The sequence below is a fragment of the Hymenobacter sp. DG25A genome (assembly GCF_001280305.1).
Lineage (GTDB): Bacteria > Bacteroidota > Bacteroidia > Cytophagales > Hymenobacteraceae > Hymenobacter.
This window is the reverse complement of sequence record NZ_CP012623.1, coordinates 217,206-240,558: the sequence shown is the minus strand read 5'-3', so window position 1 is coordinate 240,558 and position 23,353 is coordinate 217,206. Positions and strand designations below refer to the sequence as shown.

33 protein-coding genes and 1 pseudogene are annotated in these 23,353 nt (G+C 53.1%); all 34 read right to left on the bottom strand.

Annotation, left to right across the window (positions count from 1 at the left end):
• Window positions 1-30: 30 nt before the first annotated feature.
• The 34 genes and pseudogenes from AM218_RS01025 to rpsJ all read right to left on the bottom strand — a co-directional run bounded on the left by AM218_RS01025 (window position 31) and on the right by rpsJ (window position 23,345).
• Window positions 31-3,999, bottom strand: coding sequence for a CARDB domain-containing protein (locus tag AM218_RS01025; RefSeq protein ID WP_197273996.1), 3,969 nt, complete (start codon window positions 3,997-3,999; stop codon window positions 31-33).
• Window positions 4,000-4,172: 173 nt separating this feature from the next.
• Complete coding sequence (locus tag AM218_RS01020) at window positions 4,173-4,487, bottom strand: FtsB family cell division protein (RefSeq protein ID WP_054411030.1); 315 nt, start codon at window positions 4,485-4,487, stop codon at window positions 4,173-4,175.
• Between the two features lie 78 nt (window positions 4,488-4,565).
• Window positions 4,566-5,837 carry a phosphopyruvate hydratase gene (eno, locus tag AM218_RS01015; protein WP_054411028.1) on the bottom strand — a complete coding sequence of 424 codons (1,272 nt, stop codon included), beginning with the start codon at window positions 5,835-5,837 and terminating at the stop codon, window positions 4,566-4,568.
• A 320-nt stretch (window positions 5,838-6,157) separates the two neighbouring features.
• Complete coding sequence (gene rplQ / locus AM218_RS01010; protein ID WP_054411026.1) at window positions 6,158-6,736, bottom strand: 50S ribosomal protein L17; 579 nt, start codon at window positions 6,734-6,736, stop codon at window positions 6,158-6,160.
• Between the two features lie 205 nt (window positions 6,737-6,941).
• Window positions 6,942-7,931, bottom strand: coding sequence for a DNA-directed RNA polymerase subunit alpha (locus tag AM218_RS01005; RefSeq protein WP_054411023.1), 990 nt, complete (start codon window positions 7,929-7,931; stop codon window positions 6,942-6,944).
• Window positions 7,932-7,999: 68 nt separating this feature from the next.
• A complete protein-coding gene (gene rpsD / locus AM218_RS01000) occupies window positions 8,000-8,605 on the bottom strand; it encodes a 30S ribosomal protein S4 (protein WP_054411021.1) in 606 nt (201 codons plus the stop codon).
• 131 nt (window positions 8,606-8,736) lie between these two features.
• Window positions 8,737-9,129 (bottom strand): 30S ribosomal protein S11, encoded by a 393-nt coding sequence (rpsK, locus tag AM218_RS00995; RefSeq protein ID WP_054411020.1) that lies wholly within the window; start codon window positions 9,127-9,129, stop codon window positions 8,737-8,739.
• A gap of 75 nt (window positions 9,130-9,204) precedes the next feature.
• Window positions 9,205-9,582 (bottom strand): 30S ribosomal protein S13, encoded by a 378-nt coding sequence (rpsM, locus tag AM218_RS00990; RefSeq protein ID WP_044515408.1) that lies wholly within the window; start codon window positions 9,580-9,582, stop codon window positions 9,205-9,207.
• 28 nt (window positions 9,583-9,610) lie between these two features.
• The gene (gene rpmJ / locus AM218_RS16235; protein ID WP_045688470.1) at window positions 9,611-9,727 is read right to left on the bottom strand and encodes a 50S ribosomal protein L36; all 117 of its coding nucleotides are present in this window, start codon (window positions 9,725-9,727) and stop codon (window positions 9,611-9,613) included.
• Window positions 9,728-9,736: 9 nt separating this feature from the next.
• Window positions 9,737-9,955 carry a translation initiation factor IF-1 gene (gene infA / locus AM218_RS00985; RefSeq protein WP_022822146.1) on the bottom strand — a complete coding sequence of 73 codons (219 nt, stop codon included), beginning with the start codon at window positions 9,953-9,955 and terminating at the stop codon, window positions 9,737-9,739.
• Between the two features lie 4 nt (window positions 9,956-9,959).
• The gene (gene map, locus AM218_RS00980; protein ID WP_054411018.1) at window positions 9,960-10,730 is read right to left on the bottom strand and encodes a type I methionyl aminopeptidase; all 771 of its coding nucleotides are present in this window, start codon (window positions 10,728-10,730) and stop codon (window positions 9,960-9,962) included.
• A 7-nt stretch (window positions 10,731-10,737) separates the two neighbouring features.
• The gene (gene secY, locus AM218_RS00975; RefSeq protein ID WP_054411015.1) at window positions 10,738-12,054 is read right to left on the bottom strand and encodes a preprotein translocase subunit SecY; all 1,317 of its coding nucleotides are present in this window, start codon (window positions 12,052-12,054) and stop codon (window positions 10,738-10,740) included.
• 12 nt (window positions 12,055-12,066) lie between these two features.
• Window positions 12,067-12,513, bottom strand: coding sequence for a 50S ribosomal protein L15 (rplO, locus tag AM218_RS00970; RefSeq protein ID WP_054411013.1), 447 nt, complete (start codon window positions 12,511-12,513; stop codon window positions 12,067-12,069).
• 13 nt (window positions 12,514-12,526) lie between these two features.
• Window positions 12,527-12,706 carry a 50S ribosomal protein L30 gene (gene rpmD, locus AM218_RS16230; protein WP_071843653.1) on the bottom strand — a complete coding sequence of 60 codons (180 nt, stop codon included), beginning with the start codon at window positions 12,704-12,706 and terminating at the stop codon, window positions 12,527-12,529.
• A 4-nt stretch (window positions 12,707-12,710) separates the two neighbouring features.
• Entirely contained in the window at window positions 12,711-13,319 is a 609-nt protein-coding gene (gene rpsE / locus AM218_RS00960; RefSeq protein WP_071843652.1) for a 30S ribosomal protein S5, read from the bottom strand.
• A gap of 6 nt (window positions 13,320-13,325) precedes the next feature.
• Window positions 13,326-13,676 carry a 50S ribosomal protein L18 gene (gene rplR, locus AM218_RS00955; protein WP_054411009.1) on the bottom strand — a complete coding sequence of 117 codons (351 nt, stop codon included), beginning with the start codon at window positions 13,674-13,676 and terminating at the stop codon, window positions 13,326-13,328.
• Window positions 13,677-13,685: 9 nt separating this feature from the next.
• A complete protein-coding gene (gene rplF / locus AM218_RS00950) occupies window positions 13,686-14,240 on the bottom strand; it encodes a 50S ribosomal protein L6 (RefSeq protein ID WP_044515441.1) in 555 nt (184 codons plus the stop codon).
• A 20-nt stretch (window positions 14,241-14,260) separates the two neighbouring features.
• Entirely contained in the window at window positions 14,261-14,659 is a 399-nt protein-coding gene (rpsH, locus tag AM218_RS00945; protein ID WP_054411006.1) for a 30S ribosomal protein S8, read from the bottom strand.
• A gap of 194 nt (window positions 14,660-14,853) precedes the next feature.
• Window positions 14,854-15,123 (bottom strand): 30S ribosomal protein S14, encoded by a 270-nt coding sequence (rpsN, locus tag AM218_RS00940; RefSeq protein ID WP_044515448.1) that lies wholly within the window; start codon window positions 15,121-15,123, stop codon window positions 14,854-14,856.
• Entirely contained in the window at window positions 15,116-15,676 is a 561-nt protein-coding gene (gene rplE, locus AM218_RS00935) for a 50S ribosomal protein L5 (protein WP_044515450.1), read from the bottom strand. The genes rpsN and rplE overlap by 8 nt, the downstream gene beginning before the upstream one ends.
• Window positions 15,677-15,700: 24 nt before the next feature.
• Window positions 15,701-15,955, bottom strand: a pseudogene (rplX, locus tag AM218_RS00930) (50S ribosomal protein L24); the annotation flags it as partial.
• Window positions 15,956-15,958: 3 nt separating this feature from the next.
• Window positions 15,959-16,327, bottom strand: coding sequence for a 50S ribosomal protein L14 (gene rplN / locus AM218_RS00925; protein ID WP_044515455.1), 369 nt, complete (start codon window positions 16,325-16,327; stop codon window positions 15,959-15,961).
• Between the two features lies 1 nt (window position 16,328).
• Entirely contained in the window at window positions 16,329-16,622 is a 294-nt protein-coding gene (gene rpsQ, locus AM218_RS00920) for a 30S ribosomal protein S17 (RefSeq protein ID WP_054411003.1), read from the bottom strand.
• A gap of 2 nt (window positions 16,623-16,624) precedes the next feature.
• On the bottom strand, window positions 16,625-16,837 hold the full coding sequence (gene rpmC / locus AM218_RS00915) for a 50S ribosomal protein L29 (RefSeq protein WP_044515457.1): 213 nt from the start codon (window positions 16,835-16,837) through the stop codon (window positions 16,625-16,627).
• Between the two features lies 1 nt (window position 16,838).
• Window positions 16,839-17,264, bottom strand: a complete 426-nt coding sequence (rplP, locus tag AM218_RS00910) for a 50S ribosomal protein L16 (RefSeq protein WP_044515458.1) — start codon at window positions 17,262-17,264, stop codon at window positions 16,839-16,841.
• Window positions 17,265-17,303: 39 nt separating this feature from the next.
• Window positions 17,304-18,182, bottom strand: coding sequence for a 30S ribosomal protein S3 (gene rpsC, locus AM218_RS00905; RefSeq protein ID WP_054411001.1), 879 nt, complete (start codon window positions 18,180-18,182; stop codon window positions 17,304-17,306).
• Window positions 18,183-18,187: 5 nt separating this feature from the next.
• On the bottom strand, window positions 18,188-18,673 hold the full coding sequence (rplV, locus tag AM218_RS00900; RefSeq protein ID WP_054410999.1) for a 50S ribosomal protein L22: 486 nt from the start codon (window positions 18,671-18,673) through the stop codon (window positions 18,188-18,190).
• A 1-nt stretch (window position 18,674) separates the two neighbouring features.
• On the bottom strand, window positions 18,675-18,953 hold the full coding sequence (gene rpsS, locus AM218_RS00895; RefSeq protein WP_054410997.1) for a 30S ribosomal protein S19: 279 nt from the start codon (window positions 18,951-18,953) through the stop codon (window positions 18,675-18,677).
• A 3-nt stretch (window positions 18,954-18,956) separates the two neighbouring features.
• Window positions 18,957-19,784 (bottom strand): 50S ribosomal protein L2, encoded by an 828-nt coding sequence (rplB, locus tag AM218_RS00890; RefSeq protein WP_054410995.1) that lies wholly within the window; start codon window positions 19,782-19,784, stop codon window positions 18,957-18,959.
• 40 nt (window positions 19,785-19,824) lie between these two features.
• Window positions 19,825-20,112 carry a 50S ribosomal protein L23 gene (gene rplW, locus AM218_RS00885; RefSeq protein ID WP_054410993.1) on the bottom strand — a complete coding sequence of 96 codons (288 nt, stop codon included), beginning with the start codon at window positions 20,110-20,112 and terminating at the stop codon, window positions 19,825-19,827.
• Window positions 20,112-20,750, bottom strand: a complete 639-nt coding sequence (gene rplD, locus AM218_RS00880; protein ID WP_044515469.1) for a 50S ribosomal protein L4 — start codon at window positions 20,748-20,750, stop codon at window positions 20,112-20,114. The genes rplW and rplD overlap by 1 nt, the downstream gene beginning before the upstream one ends.
• 6 nt (window positions 20,751-20,756) lie before the next feature.
• Window positions 20,757-21,377, bottom strand: coding sequence for a 50S ribosomal protein L3 (gene rplC, locus AM218_RS00875; protein ID WP_044515475.1), 621 nt, complete (start codon window positions 21,375-21,377; stop codon window positions 20,757-20,759).
• A 217-nt stretch (window positions 21,378-21,594) separates the two neighbouring features.
• Window positions 21,595-22,875, bottom strand: a complete 1,281-nt coding sequence (locus AM218_RS00870) for an O-antigen ligase family protein (RefSeq protein WP_054410991.1) — start codon at window positions 22,873-22,875, stop codon at window positions 21,595-21,597.
• A 164-nt stretch (window positions 22,876-23,039) separates the two neighbouring features.
• Entirely contained in the window at window positions 23,040-23,345 is a 306-nt protein-coding gene (gene rpsJ / locus AM218_RS00865; protein WP_044515480.1) for a 30S ribosomal protein S10, read from the bottom strand.
• Window positions 23,346-23,353 lie beyond the last annotated feature (8 nt).

Here is a 23,353-nt window from a genome sequence, read left to right as displayed (position 1 = left end):
GCCGCCGACGCGGATTGGATAACCGAAACGTTAGTCTACCACTACGCGGCGTACCACGTGCAGCTGTTCGCCAGTAATGTGGAGCATGTAAACTCCCTGCGCCAGCTGACGGGCATCGAACTCCGCCTTGACCCCGCCGCCGGGGCGACGAACCACCTGCTGCGCTACCCGCTGACCCAGACTGTTATACAGCGTAAGCGTAGCCGCACTTTTGGTCGTACTTACGCCATCCATATGCACTGAGATGGGCGCTGCATGGGTGGGGTTAGGGTACACGTTAATGGTGAGGCCGGCTGTCTGCTCGTGATACGCAGTGGCTACCGTAACGGTGAGGGGCAGGCTGTACAGGTTGTTGGCCCGGCTGGTTTCCGACAGAACTGTCTCGGCATCCAGCATCAGCAACACATAATAGCTACCGGCTTTGGTAGTGGCTGGAACGGCGGCGGTAATTTGCTGCAAGCGCGTCAGGCCATTGGTCAGCGAGGCCCCGGTGGCAGTACCCAGCTTTACGTCAGCGGCATCCAGCTTATTATCGGCGGACAGATACAGCGTAACCGGAACGCTGGTAGCCACGGCTGTTCCCAAGTTGGTAACGGTAGCACCGGCAGTAATGCTCTTGCCGGCTACGATGCTGGCGGGGGAAACACTACCCGAGGCTGCTACAAAGGCCAGGTCCGGCTTGGTAACCGTAGCGGAGTTGACGGTCAGTGCTACCGAAGCCACGTTGTCGGTTTCACTGCTTTCATTCACAGCCGACGAAGGATCGGCCACGAACAGCACGTAGTAACTGCCGGCTGTGGTGCTGGCCGGAATGGTGAGGGTGGCCGTGCGCGTAGCGGTGCCGGAAGCAGCCAGCGAAGCACCGGTTACGGTTTGCAGCAACACATCACTGCTCTCCCAAGTAGCATTAGCCGACAAATAATACCCTAGCGTGCTGGAAGCGGCCGAGGAAGAACCATCATTTTTCACCACCACGCTGCTGGTGAGAGTTCCGCCACTCAGCACGGAACCTGCCTGCAGGGTAGCAGAGGCCAGCGTGAGGTTGGGCTCGGCATCCCCTACTTTCAGGGTAATTACCGCTACGTTGTTGTTTTCGTTGGATTCTGACTCCTGCTTATCCGGGTCGGCCACGCACAAAACGTAATAGGTGCCGTAGCTGGTACCGGCCGGGATAGACAAGGTACCGCCGCGGGTAGCGCTGCTGCCGGCGTTCAATGTACCCCCGCTTACGGTGGCCAGGGGTACGTCGCTCACGCTGAAGGTCTGGTCTGTGGACAGGTAGTAGCCTACATTACTATAGGTAGCGTTGCCCTGTCCCGAGTTGGTGATAGAGGCAGATGCCGTGAGGGTAGAGCCCGGTGTGGTGCTGCTGGTTTGCAGCGAAACACCGGAAACCGTCAGGTCAGCGGGCAGAATGCAGGTAGCTTTGGCCTGGAAGCCGCTGCTGCTGTAATAGTCACTGCGGAATACCAGGGTAAGGGCACCTTCGCTGTTGGTGGCCTGTACCGTGTTAGGCGAAGTATTGTAGTAGTAATAGGTAGCCAGCAGTGGAGAATTGGTGCTTGTCCCGTCATAGACGTAGAGGTAGGCGTAGGAGTTCAGCGAGAGTTGCGAGAACGTCAGCTGAAGCTTGGCCCCGGTAGTGCCTGGCTTAATAACGAGGGTGCCGTTTGAGTTAGCAGCATAATCGTCTGTTCCACCGTTATCGTAGATGTCTGCATTGCAGGTAGTCAGCGTGTTGGTACCGGAAGCGGGCACAATTACTCCCTTGAACGGTGCTGTAACCGTAATCTGGGTTATAGCGAAGGTATTGTTCTGCTCATTGGTTTCACTTACCTGGTTGGAAGCATCGGCTACAATCAGCACATAATAAGCACCCGGCGTAGTGGCCGTTGGCACCGTAGCACTGGTATTGCGGTAAGAGGATGCATATCCGGCCAGGGCACCTCCGGTGGAGGTGACCAGCAGAACATCATTACTATCGAACGTGCTGTTGCTGGACAGGTATACCTGCGCGTTGCTGGTAGATGCACTGGTGTTGCCTTGGTTGGCCACGTAAAATCCGGCAGTAAAGTTGCTGCCGGCTGCCACACTGTAGCGCGACAAACCAGCATCCGATATGTACAGATCCACGGTGGGCTGTACCACGGTGATTCTGGTATAGGTTACGTTGTTCTGCTCATTGGACTCTGTAATGCTATTCTTATTATCGGCTACCATCAGGATGAAATAGCTTCCCACCGTAGTGCTCGTGGGCACTGTAACGGTAGAAGATACCGAGCCATAATTATAGTAGCTGCTGGTGCCGGTAATGCTGGGTAACGTGGTATTGCTGAGCAGGACGTCCGTGCCATCATACGTGGCGTTCTTCGACAGGTAAAAGCCCACGCTGGTGGCTGCCGAGGTAATATTGCCGTAGTTATATACATAACCGTACAGGTCCACTTTCCCGCCGGTAACTACCGAATAAGAAGAAACACTAACCGAGTAGGGCTGCAGATCCACATAAGGGTCCTCTACCGCTACTGCCACGGCTGATACGTTGTTCTGCTCGTTGGACTCGGCTACCGTGTTCTGGTAATCCGCCACAAACAACACGTAATAGGAACCTGCTTTGGTGCCGGAGGGAATGGTAAGGGTGGTATTCCGGTTGTCATACTGCTGAGCGGCCAGTTGGCCACCCGTCGAAGAAGCCAGTAATACGTCCTGCCCATCCAGCTTGCTGTCGGAAGACAAGTAGAATGCTGCGTTGGAGCTGCTGGCGGTGCTATTTCCCTGATTGTAGATATAGCTGGAGGCCGATATCTGGTTACCCGGGCTGGTTTTGTTTGTTCCCAGGCCGGCCTGCAGCATGGTCAAATCAATGGTGGGTGCTTCCACCGTCAGGGTCAGCGCCGAGAGGTTGTTCTGCTCGTTGGTCTCTGTTATCTGGTTTTGATAATCGGCTACTACCAGCACGTAATAGCTGCCGGGCGTGGTGCCGGCTGGGATAGTAGGGTAAGGGGAGAAATAGGCGTAGTCGCCGTAGTTAATGGTGCCCAGGTTAGAATTGGTCAGGAGCTTATCACTGCCATCCAACGCCGCATCTTTCGACAGGTAAAAGCCTACCGTTACCGATTTGACCGTGGCATTGCCCTGGTTGGCTACGTAGCCATTCACATAAAAAGAATTGCCTGCCATAACGGAGGAAGGCGACAGCGAAGCGGAGTTTACAGTAAGATCTACCGTAGGCGGCACCACACTGAAGGACAGGCTCACCACGTTGTTTTGCTCATCACTCTCTACTACCCCATTCTGGTTATCGGCCACAAACAGCAGGTAATACGTGCCGCTGCCGGTATTCTGTGGGATGGTCAGGTACTGGTTGCGGTAGCTGGAGCCTTTGGACGCCAGGTAGCCACCCGTAGAGGTAGCCAGCAACACATCAGAGCCATCGAGCGTGTTGTTCGTAGACAGGTAGTAGCCCACATTGCTGGAGCTGGCCGTAGTGCCGCCCAGGTTATAGATGGAGGAGGTCACGTACATGGTGTTGCCCGCCACAATGGAAAGCGGCTGGGCAGAGGCACCCTGAATGGCCAAGTCAGAAAGCGGAACCGAGGTAACGCAGCTAATAGTAGCCGCGAAGCCCTGGTAGTAGCCATAATTGTAGTAGCTCGAGGTGAATTTTACGGTAAGTGCCCCCGTACTATTGGTAGCATACACGGTACCTGTGCTGGAACCGTTGGTGAATTCCGCAATAAGCGGGGCCGCCGTGGAGGTACCGTCGTAAATAGAGATTTGCTCGTAATACAGCTGAACAGTAGTGAAATCCAGCTTGATCTTATTACCACTCACCCCTGGGTTAATCGTCAAAACCCCGTTCGAATTGTTGCTGGGGCTATTAGAAGGCCCGCCGTCATCATAGAGCGTACCCTCACAGGCCGTAATAGAACTGGTACCAGAAACCGGCATGGAGTAGGTCTGGGCCTGAGCGCCCTGGCTCATAAGCACACCTGCCATCAACAACCAGCAAAACATAATCCACCAGCCATACTGCCGACGGGCACTAGAGTACTTGTGCTTCATAGAGAAAATTTGGGAGGGTAACCGGGTAGTAGTGACGTAGGAATATATCTGTCCGGACCGAGGGCTGGCCGTCAGCTCGCCGGAGACACATGCAAAGTGAAATGGGGTTATTCCTCTTCCTGAGGTACCAGAATAAAAACGTCTTCGCCGGGGCGCTTCATAATGTATTTCTCACGGGCGAATTTCTCCAGCAGCTCAGGGCTGCTTAATAGCTCGGCGCGGTCTTTTTTAACTTTATTAATCTCCTTGAGATAGTACTCTTTATCCGTCTGCAGCTCGTGCCACTTCTGATACATTTCATACTGCTTCAGCAGGTCGTTGGCATCAAATACCACCATCCATACCAGAAAGGCCAGGCCCGTCAGGAAATAGAAACTACGAAGGAAATGCGGGACCCGGTTCAGGATATCTAGCAGACGCATAGCCCCAAAGATACAGAAAGCCGCCCCACAGTTGCAGGGCGGCTTACTATTTTTTCAAGAATTTGGTACAATACCCGACTACATCTTTTTGCCGGGGAAGTTGGCCGTTTCGCCCAGTTCCTCTTCAATACGGAGCAGTTGATTGTACTTGGCCATCCGGTCGGAGCGCGAAGCCGAGCCGGTTTTAATCTGGCCGGTGTTCAGCGCCACGGCCAGGTCGGCAATGGTGTTGTCCTCCGTCTCGCCCGAGCGGTGGCTCATGATGCTCTTATAGCCGTTGCGACGGCCCAGGTTAATAGCATCAATGGTTTCGGTGAGCGTACCAATCTGGTTTACTTTGATGAGGATGGCGTTGGCAATCTGCTCATCAATACCGCGCTGCAGGCGGTTTACGTTGGTCACGAACAGGTCGTCGCCCACCAGCTGCGTGGTAGCGCCAATGCTGTTGGTAAGGGCCTTCCAGCCGCTCCAGTCGTCCTCGTCCATACCATCTTCAATGCTGATGATGGGGTACTTCTTGGTCCAGTCTGTCCAGTAGCTCACCATTTCCGAAGAGGTCAGCTTGTCGCCGGTGCTCTTCTTGAAGTGATAGTGGCCATCAGAATAGAACTCCGAGGCAGCCGCATCCATAGCAATCATCACATCGTCGCCGGGCTTGTAGCCAGCCGTTTCAATGGCCTGCAATACAATCTTAATAGCATCTTCGTTTGATTTGATGTTGGGAGCAAACCCGCCTTCATCACCCACATTGGTGCTGAAGCCCTGCTTTTTGAGCACGTTCTTCAGGTGGTGGAAGATTTCGGTACCCCAACGCAATGCTTCCGAGAAGGAAGAAGCACCTACGGGCATAATCATGAACTCCTGAAAGTCGATGCTGTTATCGGCGTGCGAGCCGCCGTTCAGGATGTTCATCATAGGCACGGGCAGCGTGTTGGCATTTACGCCCCCCACGTAGCGGTACAGCGGCATGCCGGCATCCTGGGCAGCGGCGCGGGCCACGGCCAGAGACACCCCCAGAATGGCATTGGCGCCCAGGTTGCCCTTGTTGGGCGTGCCATCCAGCTCCAGCATAATCTTGTCCAGCAGGCCTTGCTCATAGATGGAGAAGCCAATCAGCTCTTCCGCAATTTTGCTGTTCACGTTATCCACCGCCTGCAGCACGCCTTTGCCCATGTACTTCGACTTATCGTCGTCGCGCAACTCCACGGCTTCGTGCTTGCCTGTGCTGGCACCCGAGGGTACTGCGGCGCGGCCTACCGTGCCGGTTTCCGTGGTCACGTCTACTTCTACAGTCGGGTTGCCGCGCGAATCAAAGATCTGGCGGGCATGGATGGCGGTGATAATGCTCATAGGAAAAGTTAAGTTGATGATGGTAACGGCCGACTACCCAAAGCACGTAGCCGGTAGGCAATGCAGCCGCTTTGCACCGGCAAGGTACTCAATTGAAGGTTTTAGCCCAGCAGTTTACGCAGCAGTTGCAAAGTCAGCATCAGAAAAAGCAAACAGAAAATCAGAAGCCAGGGACTGTCACTTTCTCCTAGCGTTATGAATTAGAGATTCGGATTAAGCTATTTTCTACCATAGAGTTTCCTGAAAGAGGCTTGAAAACATTAACAGAAAAGGGCCGCACCTCACGGCACGGCCCTTTTCTATATAAGCTTAAGCTTGGACTAGGAAGCAGCTTCTTCAGTAGCAGGAGCTTCACCTTCAGCCTTGGGAGCTTCTTCAGTAGCAGCTTCCTCAGCAGCAGCCTTCTTGGCAGCTGGCTTCTTCTCAGCTACTACCTCGGCAGATGATTCACCTTCGCCAGTAGTTGCTTTCTTCTTGCTGCGTGAACGACGAGTGGTCGTTTTAGCTTCGCCAGCCGATTTAGCTTCCAGCAGAATTTCGTTGTAGTCAACCAGCTCAATGATGCACATCTCGGCGTTGTCACCCAGACGCGTGTCGCTCAGCTTAATGATACGGGTGTATCCACCGGGACGCTGACCAATTTTGGCCGCTACTTCACCGAACAGCTCTTTCAGCGTCTCTTTGCTTTGCAGTACCGAGAACACCAGACGACGCGAGTGCGTGGTATCGTTCTTGGCCTTTGTCAGCAGGGGCTCCACAAACTTGCGCAGGGCTTTCGCCTTGGCTACCGTAGTGGTAATACGCTTGTGCATGATCAGTGACGAAGCCATGTTCGAAAGCATGGCATTGCGGTGCGAGGCCGTGCGGCCGAGGTGGTTGATGGTTTTACCGTGACGCATAAAAAGAAGGAAATGTAAGCTTGCGAACGACGACCACGGCGGAGAGCATGTCTTGTTTTAGACTACTCCCTCATTAGAACCGCCGCCCCTGGGGCTTACTGGTTAAGAAAAATGAGAGTGGGTACTATAAAAAAATGTGCCGATGCATTTCGTGGGCTGTGCCTCAAGCACAATTCCACAGTGAAACACATCAGCACATTATTTTCTATTCTTCGTCGAGCTTGTACTTGCCCAGATCCATCCCGAAGGTCAGACCCTTTTCCTCTACTAGGTTTTCAAGCTCTGTCAGTGACTTCTTACCGAAGTTGCGGAACTTCATCATGTCAGCCATGTCCAGCTGCACCAGGTCACCGAGGGTTTTGATATCGGCAGCCTTGAGGCAGTTGTAAGCACGCACCGACAGGTCCATGTCAGCCAGCGGGGTCTTTAGAACCTTGCGCATGTGCAGGGTTTCTTCATCCACTGTCTCCTCTTCTTCAGCCTTAGCCGTTTCAAAGGTCATGGTGCTGTCGGAGAACAGCATGAAGTGTTGAATCAGAATGTTGGCAGCACCTTTCAGTGCATCCTCCGGGTGAATGGAGCCATCCGTCTGAATTTCGATGAGCAGCTTCTCGTAGTCGGTCTTCTGCTCAACGCGGGTGTTCTCAATGCTATACTTCACGTTTTTGATAGGCGTGAAGATGGCATCAATGGCAATCTGTCCGAAAACCTGATCAGCAGGCTTGTTTTCCTCTGCAGGAACGTAGCCGCGGCCTTTCTGAATCGTGAACTCAAACTCCAGCTCTTTGCTGGGGTCTACGTTGCAGATCACCAGCTCCGGGTTCAGGACCTGGAAGCCCGTGGTGAAGTTGTTTATTTCGCCGGCCGTGAAAACTTCATTGCCTTTGATACGAACAGTGATTTTGTCTTCGATGGCATCGCTCACCTTCTTGAAGCGGACCTGCTTCAGGTTGAGAATGATTTCGGACATATCCTCAATCACGCCCTCGATGGTCATGAACTCGTGCAGTACGCTGGACGTGCGAACCGACGTGATGGCATAGCCCTCCAGCGACGACAGCAGGATGCGGCGCAAAGCGTTGCCGATCGTGACGCCGTAGCCTTTCTCCAGCGGTTTGAATTCAAACGTTCCGTAGAAGTCGTCGGACTTTTCCATCACGACTTTCTCCGGCATTTGAAAAGCTAAGATTGACATAAATGGGGCTTTAAAATTACAACAAGGAATAAATCGAAGAAAGGGCCCGGCCGGAGCCGGGTCCCTGATTACTTCGAGTAAAGCTCGACGATGAGCTGCTCCGTGATTTTCTCCGGAATCAGTTCGCGCGAGGGGGCATTCAGGAATTTGCCCACCATTTCCTTGCCGTCCCACTCCAGCCAGGAGTACTGACGAGCGTTACGCACGCTCAGGCTGGTAGTGATGGCTTCCAACGACTTCGATTTCTCACGCACACCCACCACGTCGCCCGCACGGAGCTTATAGGAAGCGATGTTAACAACTTCACCATTTACGGTGATATGCTTGTGCAGAACCAGCTGACGGGCAGCACGGCGCGTAGGAGCTACACCCAGACGGTATACCGTGTTGTCGAGGCGCGACTCCAGCAAAGCCAACAGGTTGTTACCTGTGATGCCGGGCAGAGCAGCTGCCTTGTGGAAAAGGTTTTCAAATTGCTTTTCCAGTACACCGTACATGTACTTTACTTTCTGCTTCTCCATCAGCTGAACTGCATATTCGGACTGCTTCTTACGGCGGCCACGACCATGCTGGCCGGGAGGATAATTCTTTTTGTTGAGTGCCTTGCTTGGGCCGAAGATCGGCTCTGCGAAGCGACGAGCAATCTTGGTTTTAGGACCGGTATAACGTGCCATTTCGGGGATGTTGAGTTTTGAAGGGGTTGAACCACGCGTGTCGGGCTCCTCAGACGCGCCTTGCAGGGGTGAAAGGCAGCATCGGAAACCCGACACAGGGGGCAAGCCGCAAGGCTTACCAGTTCAATATATCAGACGCGACGACGCTTAGGCGGACGGCAGCCGTTGTGGGGCAGCGGCGTTACGTCGCGGATGGTAGTTACCTCAATGCCCACGTTCTGGATGGTACGGATAGCCGACTCACGGCCGGAACCGGGACCTTTCACGAACACTTCAGCCTTGCGCATGCCCAGATCATGGGCTACTTTGCCGGCATCCGTAGCTGCCATCTGAGCAGCGTAGGGAGTGTTCTTCTTCGAACCGCGGAAACCCATCTTACCAGCCGAAGCCCAGGAAATCACCTGGCCGTTCATGTTGGTGATGGAAATGATGATGTTGTTGAAGGAGGCCTTGATGTGAACCTGACCTACCTGTTCAACCTGGACAATGCGCTTTTTGGCTTTGTCTTTTCTTTTTTGTGCCATTTGGTTATCGCAAAAAACGCGGAAGGTGTTGACTCCGGTACCGTCCGCCGGCCCGGAGTCGATTTCCGCTATACCTTATTTAGTTGCCTTTTTCTTACCAGCAACAGTCTTGCGCTTGCCCTTACGGGTACGCGAGTTGTTCTTGGTGCGCTGTCCGCGAACGGGCAAGCCTTTGCGGTGACGCAGACCACGGTAGCAACCGATGTCCATCAGACGCTTGATGTTCAGCTGCACTTCTGAGCGCAGAACACCTTCCGTCTTGAACTCGGCAGCAATGATGCTACGAATTTCACCAGCTTCAGCTTCCGTCCAGTCTTTCACCTTCTTGCTCAGGTCGATACCGGCCTTCGTAAGAATTTGCTGAGCGGAGGCACGACCAATGCCGAAAATGTAGGTCAGCGCGATTTCGCCGCGCTTGTTGTCTGGGATGTCTACCCCTGCAATACGAGCCATGTGCTTTTCTTAAAAAAGTCTGGTGCTGTTAACCCTGACGCTGTTTGTAGCGGGGGTTCTTTTTGTTGATAACGTAGAGTTTGCCTTTCCGGCGGATGATTTTGCAATCAACGCTACGCTTCTTGACGGACGCTTTAACTTTCATGTCGTCGGGTTATTTGTAACGGTACACAATTCGGCCCTTCGACAGATCGTAGGGCGACATTTCCAGCTTCACCTTATCTCCTGGCAGGATTTTGATGTAGTGCATTCGCATCTTACCCGAAATATGGGCAATCAGTTGGTGACCATTTTCCAGTTCCACGCGGAACATGGCATTGGAAAGGGCTTCCAGAATCACTCCGTCCTGTTCAATGGAGGTTTGTTTGGCCATAAGGCTACTGTAAGGCTTTTTCTATGTATTCGAAGGAGGTCAGGATTTCTGCTTTGTCCTTTCTTACTACAATGGTATGTTCAAAATGCGCCGAGGGCTTCTGGTCTTTGGTGCGGATAGTCCAGCCATCCTTCTCCTGAACCACTTGCTTGGTACCGAGGTTCACCATAGGCTCAATGGCAATGACCAGTCCCGTCTGCAGCTTCAACCCGGAACCACGTTTACCGTAGTTGGGTACTTCAGGCGACTCATGGAGCTTCTTGCCAATACCGTGACCGACCAGTTCGCGAACCACTCCATAACCTTGCTTTTCAACATGGTTCTGAATGGCATAGCTCACATCGCCCATCCGGTTGCCTGCCACTGCCTGCTCGATGCCGAGATACAGTGACTTTTTGGTTTCATCCAGCAACTTCAGCACCTCCGGTGCCACCTCCCCGACTGGGTAGGTGTATGCGCTATCGGAATGATAGCCGTTTAACAGTACTCCGCAGTCTACCGAAATAACATCTCCGCTTTTCAGCGTGAAGTCGCCCGGGAAACCATGCACCACCACAGAGTTGGGTGATATGCAGAGGCTGAAGGGAAAATCGTTATAACCTTTGAAAGAAGGCTGCCCGCCATGGTCCCGGATGAATTCCTCAGCACGAGCATCAAGCTCGCGGGTGGTAACTCCTTCCTTGATCATGCCCGCAACTTCTCCGTGGGCCTGAGCCAGCACTTTCGCGCTGGCACGGATAAGCTCAATTTCTTCTTCGGTCTTGTAGAAGATCATGACCAAATTAGGAAGCCATGGCAATGTCCTGCGTACGGCCGCGAACTTTGCCCGATTTCATCATGCCATCGTAGTGGCGCATCAGCAGGTAGCTTTCTACCTGATTCAGCGTATCTAATACCACCCCTACCATAATGATGAGGGAAGTACCACCGTAGAAAGCCGAGAACGGGCGCGTTACACCGAGCAGCAGTGCGAATGCCGGGAAGATGGCAATTAGTGCCAAGGCTAAAGCACCGGGCAACGTGATGCGCGTCAGAATCTCATCAATGTGCTCAGAAGTATCATTACCTGGCTTTACACCCGGAACAAAACCACCGCTACGCTTCAGGTCATCCGCAATCTGATTGGGGTTGACACTGATGGCCGTATAGAAATACGTGAACAACAGAATCAATACACCGAATACCAGATTGTACTGCCAGGAGGTATAGTCAGAGAACTTCACGCCGATATAGCTTGCCATATCACTATCATTCTGCCATACCGAAGCCACAATGGCCGGTACAAACATCAATGACTGCGCAAAGATGATGGGCATAACGCCGGCAGCATTCACCTTCATGGGAATAAACTGACGCTGTGCATTTAACTGGGTAGTGCCACCAATTTGCTTGGCATACTGCACCGGAATCCGGCGAACAGCCTGCGTGAGCACAATCACCAGCATAACTACGAAGAACAGAACCACCAGCTCCAACAAGAAGATCAGGGCGCCGTTGATGCCTTTGGCAGCAGCTTCACCAATAATAGCTCCTGGGAAGCGCGATACAATCCCGATCATAATGATCATGGAAATACCGTTGCCTATTCCTTTATCCGTGATTTTTTCACCCAGCCACATGCAGAAGAGCGTGCCGGCTGTGATGATAATCATCGTAGATACCGTAAACAGTACCCCCGGATTCATAATAGCATCAGCGTTAATGGTGGCAATGAAGCCAACCGATTGAGCCAATACTATTGGAATTGTGAGGATACGCGTATACTGGTTGATTTTCTTACGTCCCGACTCTCCTTCTTTCTGGAGCTTCTGGAAGTAAGGCACGGCAATCGTGAGCAGCTGCAACACGATGGAAGCCGAGATATACGGCATGATGCCCAGAGCGAAGATCGAGGCGTGGCTAAAAGCACCGCCGAGCAACGTATCCAGAATACCGAACAGTCCTTCTGCGCCTTGCTTCAACCGGTTCGGATCCACACCGGGCAGCACCACGTAAGAACCCAGCCGATAAATGGCAATGAAAAAAAGCGTATTGAGAATCCGCGTACGCAGATCCTCAATAGCAAAGATGTTCTTAATCGTGGTGATGAACTTGTTCATTGCCAACTAGACTTACAGAGTCACGGCTTTACCACCCGCTTTCTCAATGGCTTCAATAGCCGACTTCGAGAAGGCGTGGGCATGTACTTCCAGCGCTTTGGTGATTTCACCGCGACCCAGGATTTTCACTTTGGCACTTTTCGACACCAGACCGGCACTCACAAAGAATGCATTGTCCAGCGTAGTAACAGCACCATTTTCGGTCAAAGTAGCCAGCACATCAAGGTTGATGCCTTTATACTCAACACGGTTGATGTTCTTGAAGCCGAACTTCGGGATGCGACGCTGCAGAGGCATCTGACCACCTTCGAAACCGGACTTTTTAGAGTAGCCCGAACGGGATTTGGCACCTTTGTGACCGCGCGTTGAGGTGCCGCCACGGCCGGAACCCGTACCACGACCTACACGCTTTTCATTGCGGGTAGCGCCTGCGGCGGGTTGGAGATTGCTGAGATTCATGGTCGGGATATTCCTAGAGTTCGGTTACTTCTATCAGGTGTTTCACGGTCTTAACCATGCCTGCAACTTGGGGAGTGTTTTCCACTTCCTTGGTGCTGCCGATTTTACCGAGGCCAAGGGCCTGCACCGTGCGTTTCTGCCGCTCGGGGCGGTCGATAACGCTTTTTACGAGTTTGATATGGATCTGCGCCATCTGCTTAGCCGTTAAAAACTTTAGAGAGGCTGATGCCACGAGCCTGTGCAATCTGCAATGGGTCGCGCATTTTCAGCAGAGCATCAAAAGTAGCTTTTACTACGTTGTGGGGGTTAGACGAGCCTTTCGACTTAGCCAGTACGTCTTTGATACCAGCGCTTTCGAACACCGCGCGCATAGCACCACCGGCAATCACACCCGTACCAGCAGCAGCTGGCTGAACCAGCACAAAACCACCGGAGTACTTACCTTCCATAACGTGAGGAACCGTGTGCTTGTACAGAGGTACTTTCACCAGGTTCTTCTTCGCGTCGTCAATGCCTTTGGCAATGGCGTCGGTTACTTCGTTGGCTTTGCCGAGGCCGAAACCTACAGTGCCGTTACCGTCACCAACTACCACAATGGCCGAGAAGCTGAAGCGACGACCACCTTTTACTACTTTGGCTACGCGGTTGATAGCAACCACTTTTTCTTTCAGGTCGGAATCGCCAGTGCGCGACTGCTCCGCGTTACGGTCGTTGCCGCGACGGTCATTGCCACCACCACGACGGTCATTGCCACCGCCACGGTTATCGGCGCTACCACCACGAGGGCCGTTGTTAAATTCTGCCATGATGATTTAGAAATTGAGGCCGCCTTCGCGGGCTCCTTCTGCCAATGATTTTACGCGGCCGTGGTAGAGATAACCGGAACGGTCAAATACCACTTTCGAAATTCCTTTTCCTGTAGCACGGGCAGCAAGTTCTTTGCCGACTGCGGCAGCGAGGGCGACTCCGTTGCCCCCTTCCACCGAAACGTGCTTCGAGGAAGCAGACGCCAGCGTTGTTCCTGTGGTGTCGTCAATAATCTGGGCATAGATGCCCGTATTGCTGCGAAACACCGACAGACGCGGGCGCTCGGACGTGCCAGCCACCTTAGTGCGGATGATGCGCTGGATCCGTTTTCTTCTAGTTGCTTTATCGAAAGCCATGGTGTGATGTTATTTCGAAGCCGTTTTACCAGCCTTACGACGAATTTGCTCACCCACGAAGCGCACGCCTTTGCCTTTGTAGGGCTCAACTTTGCGCAACGAGCGAATCTTTGCGGCCACCTGACCCAGCAGTTGCTTATCAATGCTGGTTAAGGTAACGATAGGGTTTTTACCTTTCTCGGTGAGGGCCGTTGCAGTAACTTCTTTTGGCAGGGCCAGGAAGATGTTGTGCGAATAACCCAGTGACAGCTCCAGGGTAGTACCAGCCATAGTAGCTTTATAACCTACACCTACCAGCTCCAGCTTCACTTCCAAGCCCTGACCAACACCGCTAACGGCATTGTTCAGCAGTGAACGGTACAGACCGTGCATTGCTTTGTGGCGCTTCTGTTCAGTTGGGCGGGTCACTACCAGCTGCCCGTCTTCGGTAGCTACGGTAATGTCGCGGTCAACCGGAACGATGAGGGTACCTTTCGGGCCCTTCACGGTAACCGTGTTTTCGTTGCTCACTTCAATCTGCACGTTGTCGGGCAGGCTGATGGGCAGTTTACCAATGCGTGACATAGTCTCGTTTTCCTTTCAGATTAGTAGACGTAGCACAGCACTTCGCCGCCCACGTTCTCGGCTTTCGCCTCTTTTTCTGTCATCACACCTTTCGACGTCGACAGAATCGCAATACCCAGACCGCTGAGTACACGCGGCAGGTTTTCTACGTGAGCGTACTTACGCAGACCAGGGGAGCTTACCCGCTCCAGCTTGGTGATTGCGGGCTGCTTGGTGGTGGGGTTGTACTTCAGCGCAATCTTGATTGTGCCTTGTACCGCTGCATCATCAAAACGGTAGCTCTGAATGTACCCTTTATGGTAGAGTACCTTCGTGATTTCCTTTTTGATCTTGCTGGCCGGAATCTCCACTACCCGGTGGTTTGCCTTGATGGCATTGCGAACCCGGGTCAGGTAGTCGGCAATTGGATCTGTATTCATTGGGATGTCGAATTGAAGCGCCCTTTTTTAGGGAGCCGCAAAGATATGAAAATTTCGTCGCCACGGAAAGCGGCGACGAAATTTTCGGTTAAGACTTCTTGACTCGGCTTTCGGGGCTCGGTCAATGGTTTCTCTCGGCAACCTGCCAAGTCAGACGATGCTGTGTAAAAGCTACACAGGCATCCTCTTGTAATTTACCAGCTAGACTTCGTTACGCCGGGGATTTTACCCGCCAAAGCCATTTCGCGGAAGCGCACCCGGCTGATGCCGAACTTACGCATATAACCACGAGGACGGCCGTCAATTTTGTCGCGGTTGTGCAGGCGCACAGGCGACGCATTGCGTGGCAGTTTGTCCAGGCCTTCGAAGTCACCAGCGGCTTTCAGAGCCTTGCGCTTCTCAGCATAACGGGCAACGGTAGCAATACGCTTCCGCTCCCGTGCTTTCATCGATTCCTTAGCCATTGTTTTGTTTCTTGGCGTTAGCGAACGGCATTCCGAAAGCTTTCAGCAGCTCGTAGCTCTGCTCATCGTTTTCGGCCGTCGTTACGAAGGTAATATCCATACCCGAAATCGACTTGATCTTATCGATCGAAATTTCTGGGAAGATGATTTGCTCCTTGATGCCCAGGGTATAGTTACCGCGGCCATCGAAGCCTTTATCGTTGATGCCTTTGAAGTCACGCACGCGGGGCAGAGCCACCGTGAGCAGACGGTCCATGAATTCATACATCTGCTCGCCGCGCAGGGTAACGCGGGCGCCGATAGGCATGCCTTCACGGAGTTTGAAGTTCGACACCGAGCGCTTGGCAATGGTAGGAACAGCTTTCTGACCAGCAATGGTCGTCAGCTCATCCACACCATTATCAACCAGTTTCTTATCGGCAACAGCTGCGCCGATACCGCGGTTGATGCAGATCTTGGTGATGCGTGGTACCTGCATGATGCTCTTGAACTGGAATTGTTCTTGGAGCGCGGGTACTACTTCTTTGAGATAAATATCTTTGAGTCGAGCCATTGTCGTAGTACCGGATTAGGCGTTTTTCGAGTCAATTGCTTTCACGTTACTCACGTGAATGCCAGCTTCGATCTTGGTGATGCCGCCCTGGGGGTTCTTCGCACTGGGTTTGTTGTGCTTGGTAACCAGGTTGAGGCCTTCCACGATAACACGCTGCGTTGAGCGGTTCACCGACTTAATTACGCCGGTTTTGCCTTTCTCGTCGCCGGCAATTACCTGTACGGTATCACCGGTTTTCACGTGTAGTTTCGCGGGCGCTGCTTTCGTTTTCGTTGCCATTGCTTAGAGAACTTCAGGAGCCAGCGAAACGATCTTCATGAACTGCTTTTCGCGGAGTTCACGGGCCACTGGGCCGAAGATGCGGGTACCGCGGGGCTCGTCGTTATTGTTGAGCAGAACAGCAGCGTTATCGTCGAAGCGGATATAAGAACCGTCTTTACGACGGATTTCCTTCTTCGTGCGCACTACTACTGCCTTGGATACAGTGCCTTTTTTAGCATTGCCAGACGGAATAGCGGATTTGATCGAAACCACGATCTTATCGCCTACGCTAGCGTACTTCTTACCCGTGCCGCCAAGGACACGGATGCAGAGCACTTCTTTGGCGCCGCTGTTATCAGCGACGGTCAGACGGGATTCTTGCTGGATCATCTTACTTAGCGCGCTCTAGAATTTCTACCAGTCTCCACCGCTTGCTCTTGCTCAACGGACGGGTCGACATAATGCGAACCGTATCGCCTTCGCCGCATTCGTTGTTCTCGTCGTGGGCCATGAATTTGGTCGACTTGGTAACGAACTTGCCGTAGATGGGGTGTTTCATTTTGCTTTCCACCACAACCGTGATGGACTTGTCCATCTTGGAGGAGGAAACGCGCCCGATGATTTCTTTACGCAGGTTGCGCTCGGGTGCGCTGGTCGTTGCCTGCTGTGCTTCGTTGCTTGCCATCGTTATTTAGCAGTTTGGGTTGCCTGCTCGTTCTCGCGACGGTTGAGCTCGGTTTGCAGACGGGCTACGTTCTTGCGGCTATGCTTCAGGCGAACCGGATTTTCCAGAGGCGAAATAGCGTGCGCGAAGCGCAGCGTCTGGCCATTGGTTTGTTCGGTCTTGATTTGCGCTTTCAGGTCTTCCAGTGAAAGGGCGCGGATATCGGCGTTCTTCATCTTACTTGCTTTCTTCGTAGTCGCGACGAACAACAAATTGAGTCTTAACCGGCAGCTTCTGCGCGGCGAGACGCAGCGACTCCTGTGCTACTTCCAGCGAAACACCGTCCGACTCGAACATGATGGTGCCAGGCTTTACTACGGCTACCCAATACTCGGGCGAGCCTTTGCCTTTACCCATACGTACCTCTGCAGGCTTCTTGGTAATTGGCTTGTCAGGGAAAATGCGGATCCACACTTGACCTTCGCGTTTCATGGCACGGGTCATGGCGATACGGGCAGCCTCAATCTGGCGAGCCGTAATCCATGCCTGTTCCAGGGATTTAATAGCGAAGGAACCGAAGTCTATGGAGCTGCCGCGGTAGGCTAGGCCATGCACGCGACCCTTTTGCATCTTGCGATACTTGGTCCTTTTCGGCTGTAACATGATTTATCTTGAATTGAAATTCGAAAGAAGGGAAAAGGACTAGCGACGCGGAGCGCCACCACCACCACGGTTCTGGCCGCCTTGGCCACCAGGGCCGCCGGCACCAGGACCACCGCCACGGCGCTGTCCACCACCGGCCTGACCACCACGGTTGTCACCGCCACGGTCATTACGGTCGCGGCGCGGGCCACGGTCACCACCACGGTCACCACGCTCACCGCGTGGGCCACGCTCGCCACGGCCTTCGCCGCCGGCTGGGCTGGTGGGCTGCTGGTTTGGCGAGAGGTCGGGCTTGCCGAACACTTCACCACGCATGATCCACACCTTGATACCGATTTTGCCATACACGGTCTGAGCTTCTGACAGCGCATAATCGATGTCAGCACGCAGCGTGTGCAGCGGGGTACGGCCTTCTTTGTATTGCTCGGAGCGGGCAATTTCAGCACCACCTAGACGACCACCGCACTGAATCTTGATGCCTTCGGCACCAACGCGCATTGCAGCCTGGATAGACATCTTCATCGCACGACGGAACGAGATACGAGCCTGCAGTTGCTGAGCAATGCTCTCACCTACCAGCTTGGCGTCGAGTTCCGGACGCTTAATTTCGAAGATGTTGATCTGAACGTCTTTGCCGGTAATCTGCTTCAGTTCGTCCTTGATCTTATCAACCTCTGCACCGCCTTTACCAATTACCACACCCGGACGAGCCGTGTTGATGGTGATGGTAACACGCTTCAGAGTACGCTCAATCACGATGCGGCTAATGCCACCTTTCGGGATACGAGCCATGATGTATTTGCGGATCTTTTCGTCCTCAACCAGCTTGTCGGCAAAGTCCTTACCGCCGTACCAGTTCGAGTCCCACCCTTTAATGACGCCCAAACGGAAGCCAACCGGATTTACTTTCTGTCCCATAGTGCTTATGCGGTGGCTTCTGCCTTGGTTTCAGTGGTTTTTTTCGAGGAGCTACGACGCGTAGTCTTGGCTTTGCCTTCCGTTGCAGTAGCAGTGGCAGGCTTTTTCTCAGCAGCCTTCTCAGCAGCTGCTTTGCTGCCCAGGGGTTCTACTTTCGTGTCAATGATCAGCGTCACGTGGTTGCTGCGCTTGCGGATGCGGTGACCACGACCCTGAGGGGCGGGGCGCAGACGCTTCAGCTGGCGACCTTCATCCACGAAGATTTCCTTGATGTAGAGGTTAGCATCCTCGATGCGCTCATCCTCGTTCTTCTGCTGCCAGTTGGCCAGAGCCGATAGGAGCAGTTTCTCGATTCTTTCAGCGCCCGAGTTAGCCTCGAACTTCAGCAAGCCCAGGGCGCGCGTCACTTTCTGACCGCGGACCATGTTGGCTACCATGCGCATCTTGCGAGGCGAGGTAGGCACATTACGGAGTTTAGCAGTAGCTTCCATATTAGCGCTTGCCTTTATCTTTCTTGGCGATATGACCACGGAAGTTACGGGTTGGGGCAAACTCACCGAGTTTGTGACCTACCATGTTTTCCGTGACATACACCGGGATGAACTTATTGCCGTTGTGAACGGCGAAGGTGTGGCCAACGAAGTCCGGAGAAATCATCGAGCGGCGAGACCAGGTCTTCACCACCGACTTTTTGCCGGTTTCTTCCATTGCCGAAACTTTCTTCTCGAGCCGGAAGTCAATGTACGGCCCTTTTTTTAGCGAACGTGCCATTGCTTACTTCTTGCCTTTACGGTTAACGATGAGCTGCTCAGAGTACTTGTTCTTGTTACGCGTCTTCTGACCCTTAGAGAAGATGCCGTTACGGCTGCGTGGGTGACCACCCGACGACTTGCCTTCGCCACCACCCATTGGGTGATCCACGGGGTTCATAGCAACCCCACGAACACGCGGACGACGACCCAACCAACGGTTACGACCGGCTTTGCCGAGACGTACGTTCATGTGGTCACCATTCGAAACGGTACCAACGGTAGCCATGCAGGTTACCAGTACCATGCGCATCTCGCCGGAAGGCAATTTCAGCGTGGCATACTTGTCTTCGCGGGCAACCAGCTGAGCGTAGGTTCCGGCCGAGCGAGCCATAGCAGCACCACTACCGGGCATTAGCTCGATGTTGTGTACGATGGTACCCAGTGGAATTTCGCGCAGGGGAAGGGCATTGCCTACCTCTGGCGCTACGCCGGTGCCGGAAACTACCACCGCATCAACCTGCAGACCAGCGGGCGCAATGATATAGCGCTTTTCGCCGTCGGCGTAGTTGAGCAGGGCAATACGCGCCGTGCGGTTAGGATCGTACTCAATCGTCTTCACCGTGGCTGGAACACCAGCTTTATCACGCTTGAAGTCGATTACACGATACTTCTGTTTGTGACCACCGCCGATATAGCGGTTCGTCATTTTACCCGCTCCATTGCGGCCACCGGATTTTTTCAGGGGTGCCAACAGCGACTTCTCCGGCGTCGACGTGGTTATCTCGTCGAAGGCCGGGGCGATGCGGAAGCGCTGACCCGGTGATGTTGGTCTTAGTTTTTTGAGTGCCATTACTCTAGCTTAGAAAATGCTCTTTGCGGAAAAGCTGGGCTTAGATGCCGTTGTAGAAGTCGATAACGTCGCCTTCTTTCACGGTTACTACGGCCTTCTTGCCGTGTGGACGACGACCAGTTACCTGACCTGTCTTCGTGGACTTGGACTTGATCTTACCGTTGGTGCGGATCGTGCTGATGCCGGTTACCGTTACACCGTAGATTTTCTCAATATCCTTTTTGATCTGAACCTTATTGGCAGTGCGCTCCACTTCGAAAACGTACTGACCTTTTTCGTTCAGGCCCGTGGCCTTCTCGGTCACGATGGGTTTTTTCAGTGTGCTCATTATTCTGCGGAGGTATAGAGTTGTTCCAACGACTTCAGGCCAGCCTCCGACAGCAGCAGCGTGTCAGTGTTCAGCAGGTCGTGCGTGTTCAGCGCTACGGGCGTTGCTACGGTCACTTTCTGAATGTTGCGAGCCGACAGCACCACGTTCTTGTCTACTTCACCGGTTACCAAGAGGGTCTTTTTGCCGTTGTTCAGCTTCAGATCGTTCAGGATGTTCAGGAAGTCTTTGGTTTTGGGAGCATCGAGTACGATGTTCTCTACCAGCGCTACTTTACCATCTTTCGCCAAGCTCGAGAGAGCCGACAGACGGGCAAGACGCTTGGTCTTTTTGTTGAGCTTGAAGCCGTAGTCACGGGGCTCAGGACCGAATACACGACCACCACCGATGAATACCGGCGACTTCATGCTGCCGGCGCGGGCACCGCCCGTACCTTTTTGTTTCTTGAGCTTCTTCGTGGTGCCTTGCACCTCGTTGCGCTGCTTCGACTTGTGCGTGCCCTGGCGCTGATTTGCCAGGTACTGCTTCACGTCGAGATACATCACGTGCTCATTCGGCTCGAGGCCGAAGATAGCGTCGGACAGGGTAACCTTGCGGCCAGTGTCTTCGCCTTTGATGTTATATACTGACAGTTCCATCTCGCGTTATTTTTCCAGGACCACGTAAGAGTTCTTGGCACCGGGAATCGAACCGCTTACTACGATTAGGTTCTTGTCGGCTACCACGCGCATCACCTTCAGGTTTTGCACTTTCACACGGTCACCGCCCATCCGGCCAGCCATGCGCATTCCTTTGAATACGCGGGAAGGCCAGGAGCAAGCACCGATAGAACCTGGGTGACGCAGACGGTTATGCTGACCGTGGGTTTGACCACCCACACCCGCAAAGTTGTAGCGCTTTACTACACCCTGGAAACCTTTACCTTTTGAAGTACCTACTACGTCTACAAACTCGCCTTCCTCGAAGAGGGTAGCGTCGATGGTAGCGCCAGCGGCATAGGTAGACTCCGCAGCAAGGCGGAATTCAACCAGCTTTCTTTTAGGAGTGGTACCGGCTTTGGCGAAGTGGCCAGCCAGTGCTTTGGTAGTGTTTTTGGCTTTTTTCTCGCCATAACCTACCTGAACGGCCGTGTAGCCGTCCTTTTCGATTGTCTTAACCTGCGTCACTACGCACGGACCCGCTTCAATGAGCGTGCAGGGAATATTCTTCCCGTCCGGAGTGAAGAGGCTTGTCATACCGATTTTTTTACCGATGATGCCAGGCATTCTATTGGGGTTTATAAAAAAGACACAGCGAAAACACCCGAGCGGCGTTTTCGGAAAGGGAGTGCAAAGCTAGGTAATTGTTACGTAATAATCCAACCCCATTCTGAAATATTTTCAGAACTACCTAGTTAGCCATTTCAACCAGTAATTTTTAGGGCACCTCTCTACCCGTATCTGCTTGGCTATTGTTCGCGAAGCTGCATTGAGCATACTTGCCTTAGACCGGACGCCAACTGGTATCAGATTCGGCGGACTTTTCCTGTCCATTTAAAGCCAGCAGCAGGAAAATTAAAGTGAAATTTAGCCCTACCTGCAGCTCCAGTGGGTATTCTACCAGAAAGGATAATGTCACAATCAGATAGTGACTAAGCAGCAGAGGTGCTTGCCGGGGCCATACCCGGATGCCCGGGAGATAGAAAAACACAGTGAAAAGCAGAATGCCAATTCCCCCAAAGGCCACCAGGTTAAATAGAAACTGGTTGTGCGGCAAAATATAGGCCCGGGGATTAATCTGTGGGAAGCTGGCCTGGTATTCCTGCGCTATGGCCTGCTCCATATTGGCGCGCCCCACTCCTACCCACGGATGCTCCTGCACAATTTGCAGCGCTACTTTATAGGAATATATCCTGCCTACCAGTGAGTAGTTATTCGCAGACCCGCTCTGCTCTACCCGGCCTACATCCTCCTGCGTATTCAGAAACTTATTGTGGAAGGTGGGCAGCACGGTATAGCTCAGCAAGGGCAGCACCAACATGCTAACCAACCCCAGCATGGCCAGCTTGTACTTTCGTTCCCACAGTACCAAGACTACTACCGCTACGCTTGCGAGTACATATAGTGTGAGCAACCCACTGCGTACCGCCAGTATATGTTGATAGACAATCAGGAATACTATAGCTGTGCCCAACCACTTACGCCAATTTTGCGGCACCCCGTCCTTCCAGAGCAGCATACTCCCAATGGCAATGGCATAAGTAACCATTAAGCTGAACCGGATATGATCCGGCACGGTGGGCATAATCTGCGACTGCAGATACATTTTGTGGATCTGGGCTGTATGCAGCAAATAGTTGCCAGTACTTCCCAGAGCCGACAACGTGACCAGCCCGATAAAAAACAGATAAAGACCACGCAGATAGCGCCCGGGCAATCCGCCCAGCAGCCAGAAAGCAAACGGCAACACTAAGAACGGTGACTGCAGCAGAATCCCCCTGGTAAACTCGTCCCAGTTACCTTCTTGGGTCTGAATGCCCCAAAGCGCATGAATAGCGAATATGCCCATCAGGCTCCAGTACGCCGGGGTAAATCGACTACGCGGAATGCCTCCCTGCACGTAAGCATAAGCAATACTGTTGGCAACCAACCCCAAGATACCCAGGCTGGGCAGCACCCGAACGATATTGCCGGTAAAGAGCCCAAGTATAATGCAGCCGCACCAGAAAACGGCCAGCAGCTGTAAGCGGTGTACAAGGGTCCCGGAAACTTTCACTGAATTCATACGGGGGACAGATACCGCCATGGATAATACGCAGCGCGGAGGTTCTCCTACTTTATAGCGAAGGTGGTTTCGCCCTCTAAAGTTGGCAGGATTAAACGAAAACACCCCGCCGGTTTCGAAAAACCAACGGGGTGTTGTTATTAACTAGACCAGGAAATCAGTCCTCAGACTTTGATTTCAACGTCTACGCCGCTAGGCAACTCCAGCTTCATCAGTGCATCTACGGTCTTCGACGAAGTCGAGTAGATGTCAACGAGACGCTTGTAGGTGCACAGCTGGAACTGCTCGCGCGACTTCTTGTTCACGTGGGGCGAACGAAGAACGGTGAACTTCTCCTTGTTAGTGGGCAGTGGAATTGGGCCGCTTACGATAGCGCCCGTAGCCTTCACCGCCTTCACGATCTTCTCCGACGATTTGTCCACCAGGTTGTGGTCGTAGGATTTCAGTTTGATGCGAATTTTCTGGTTCATGTCTGTAA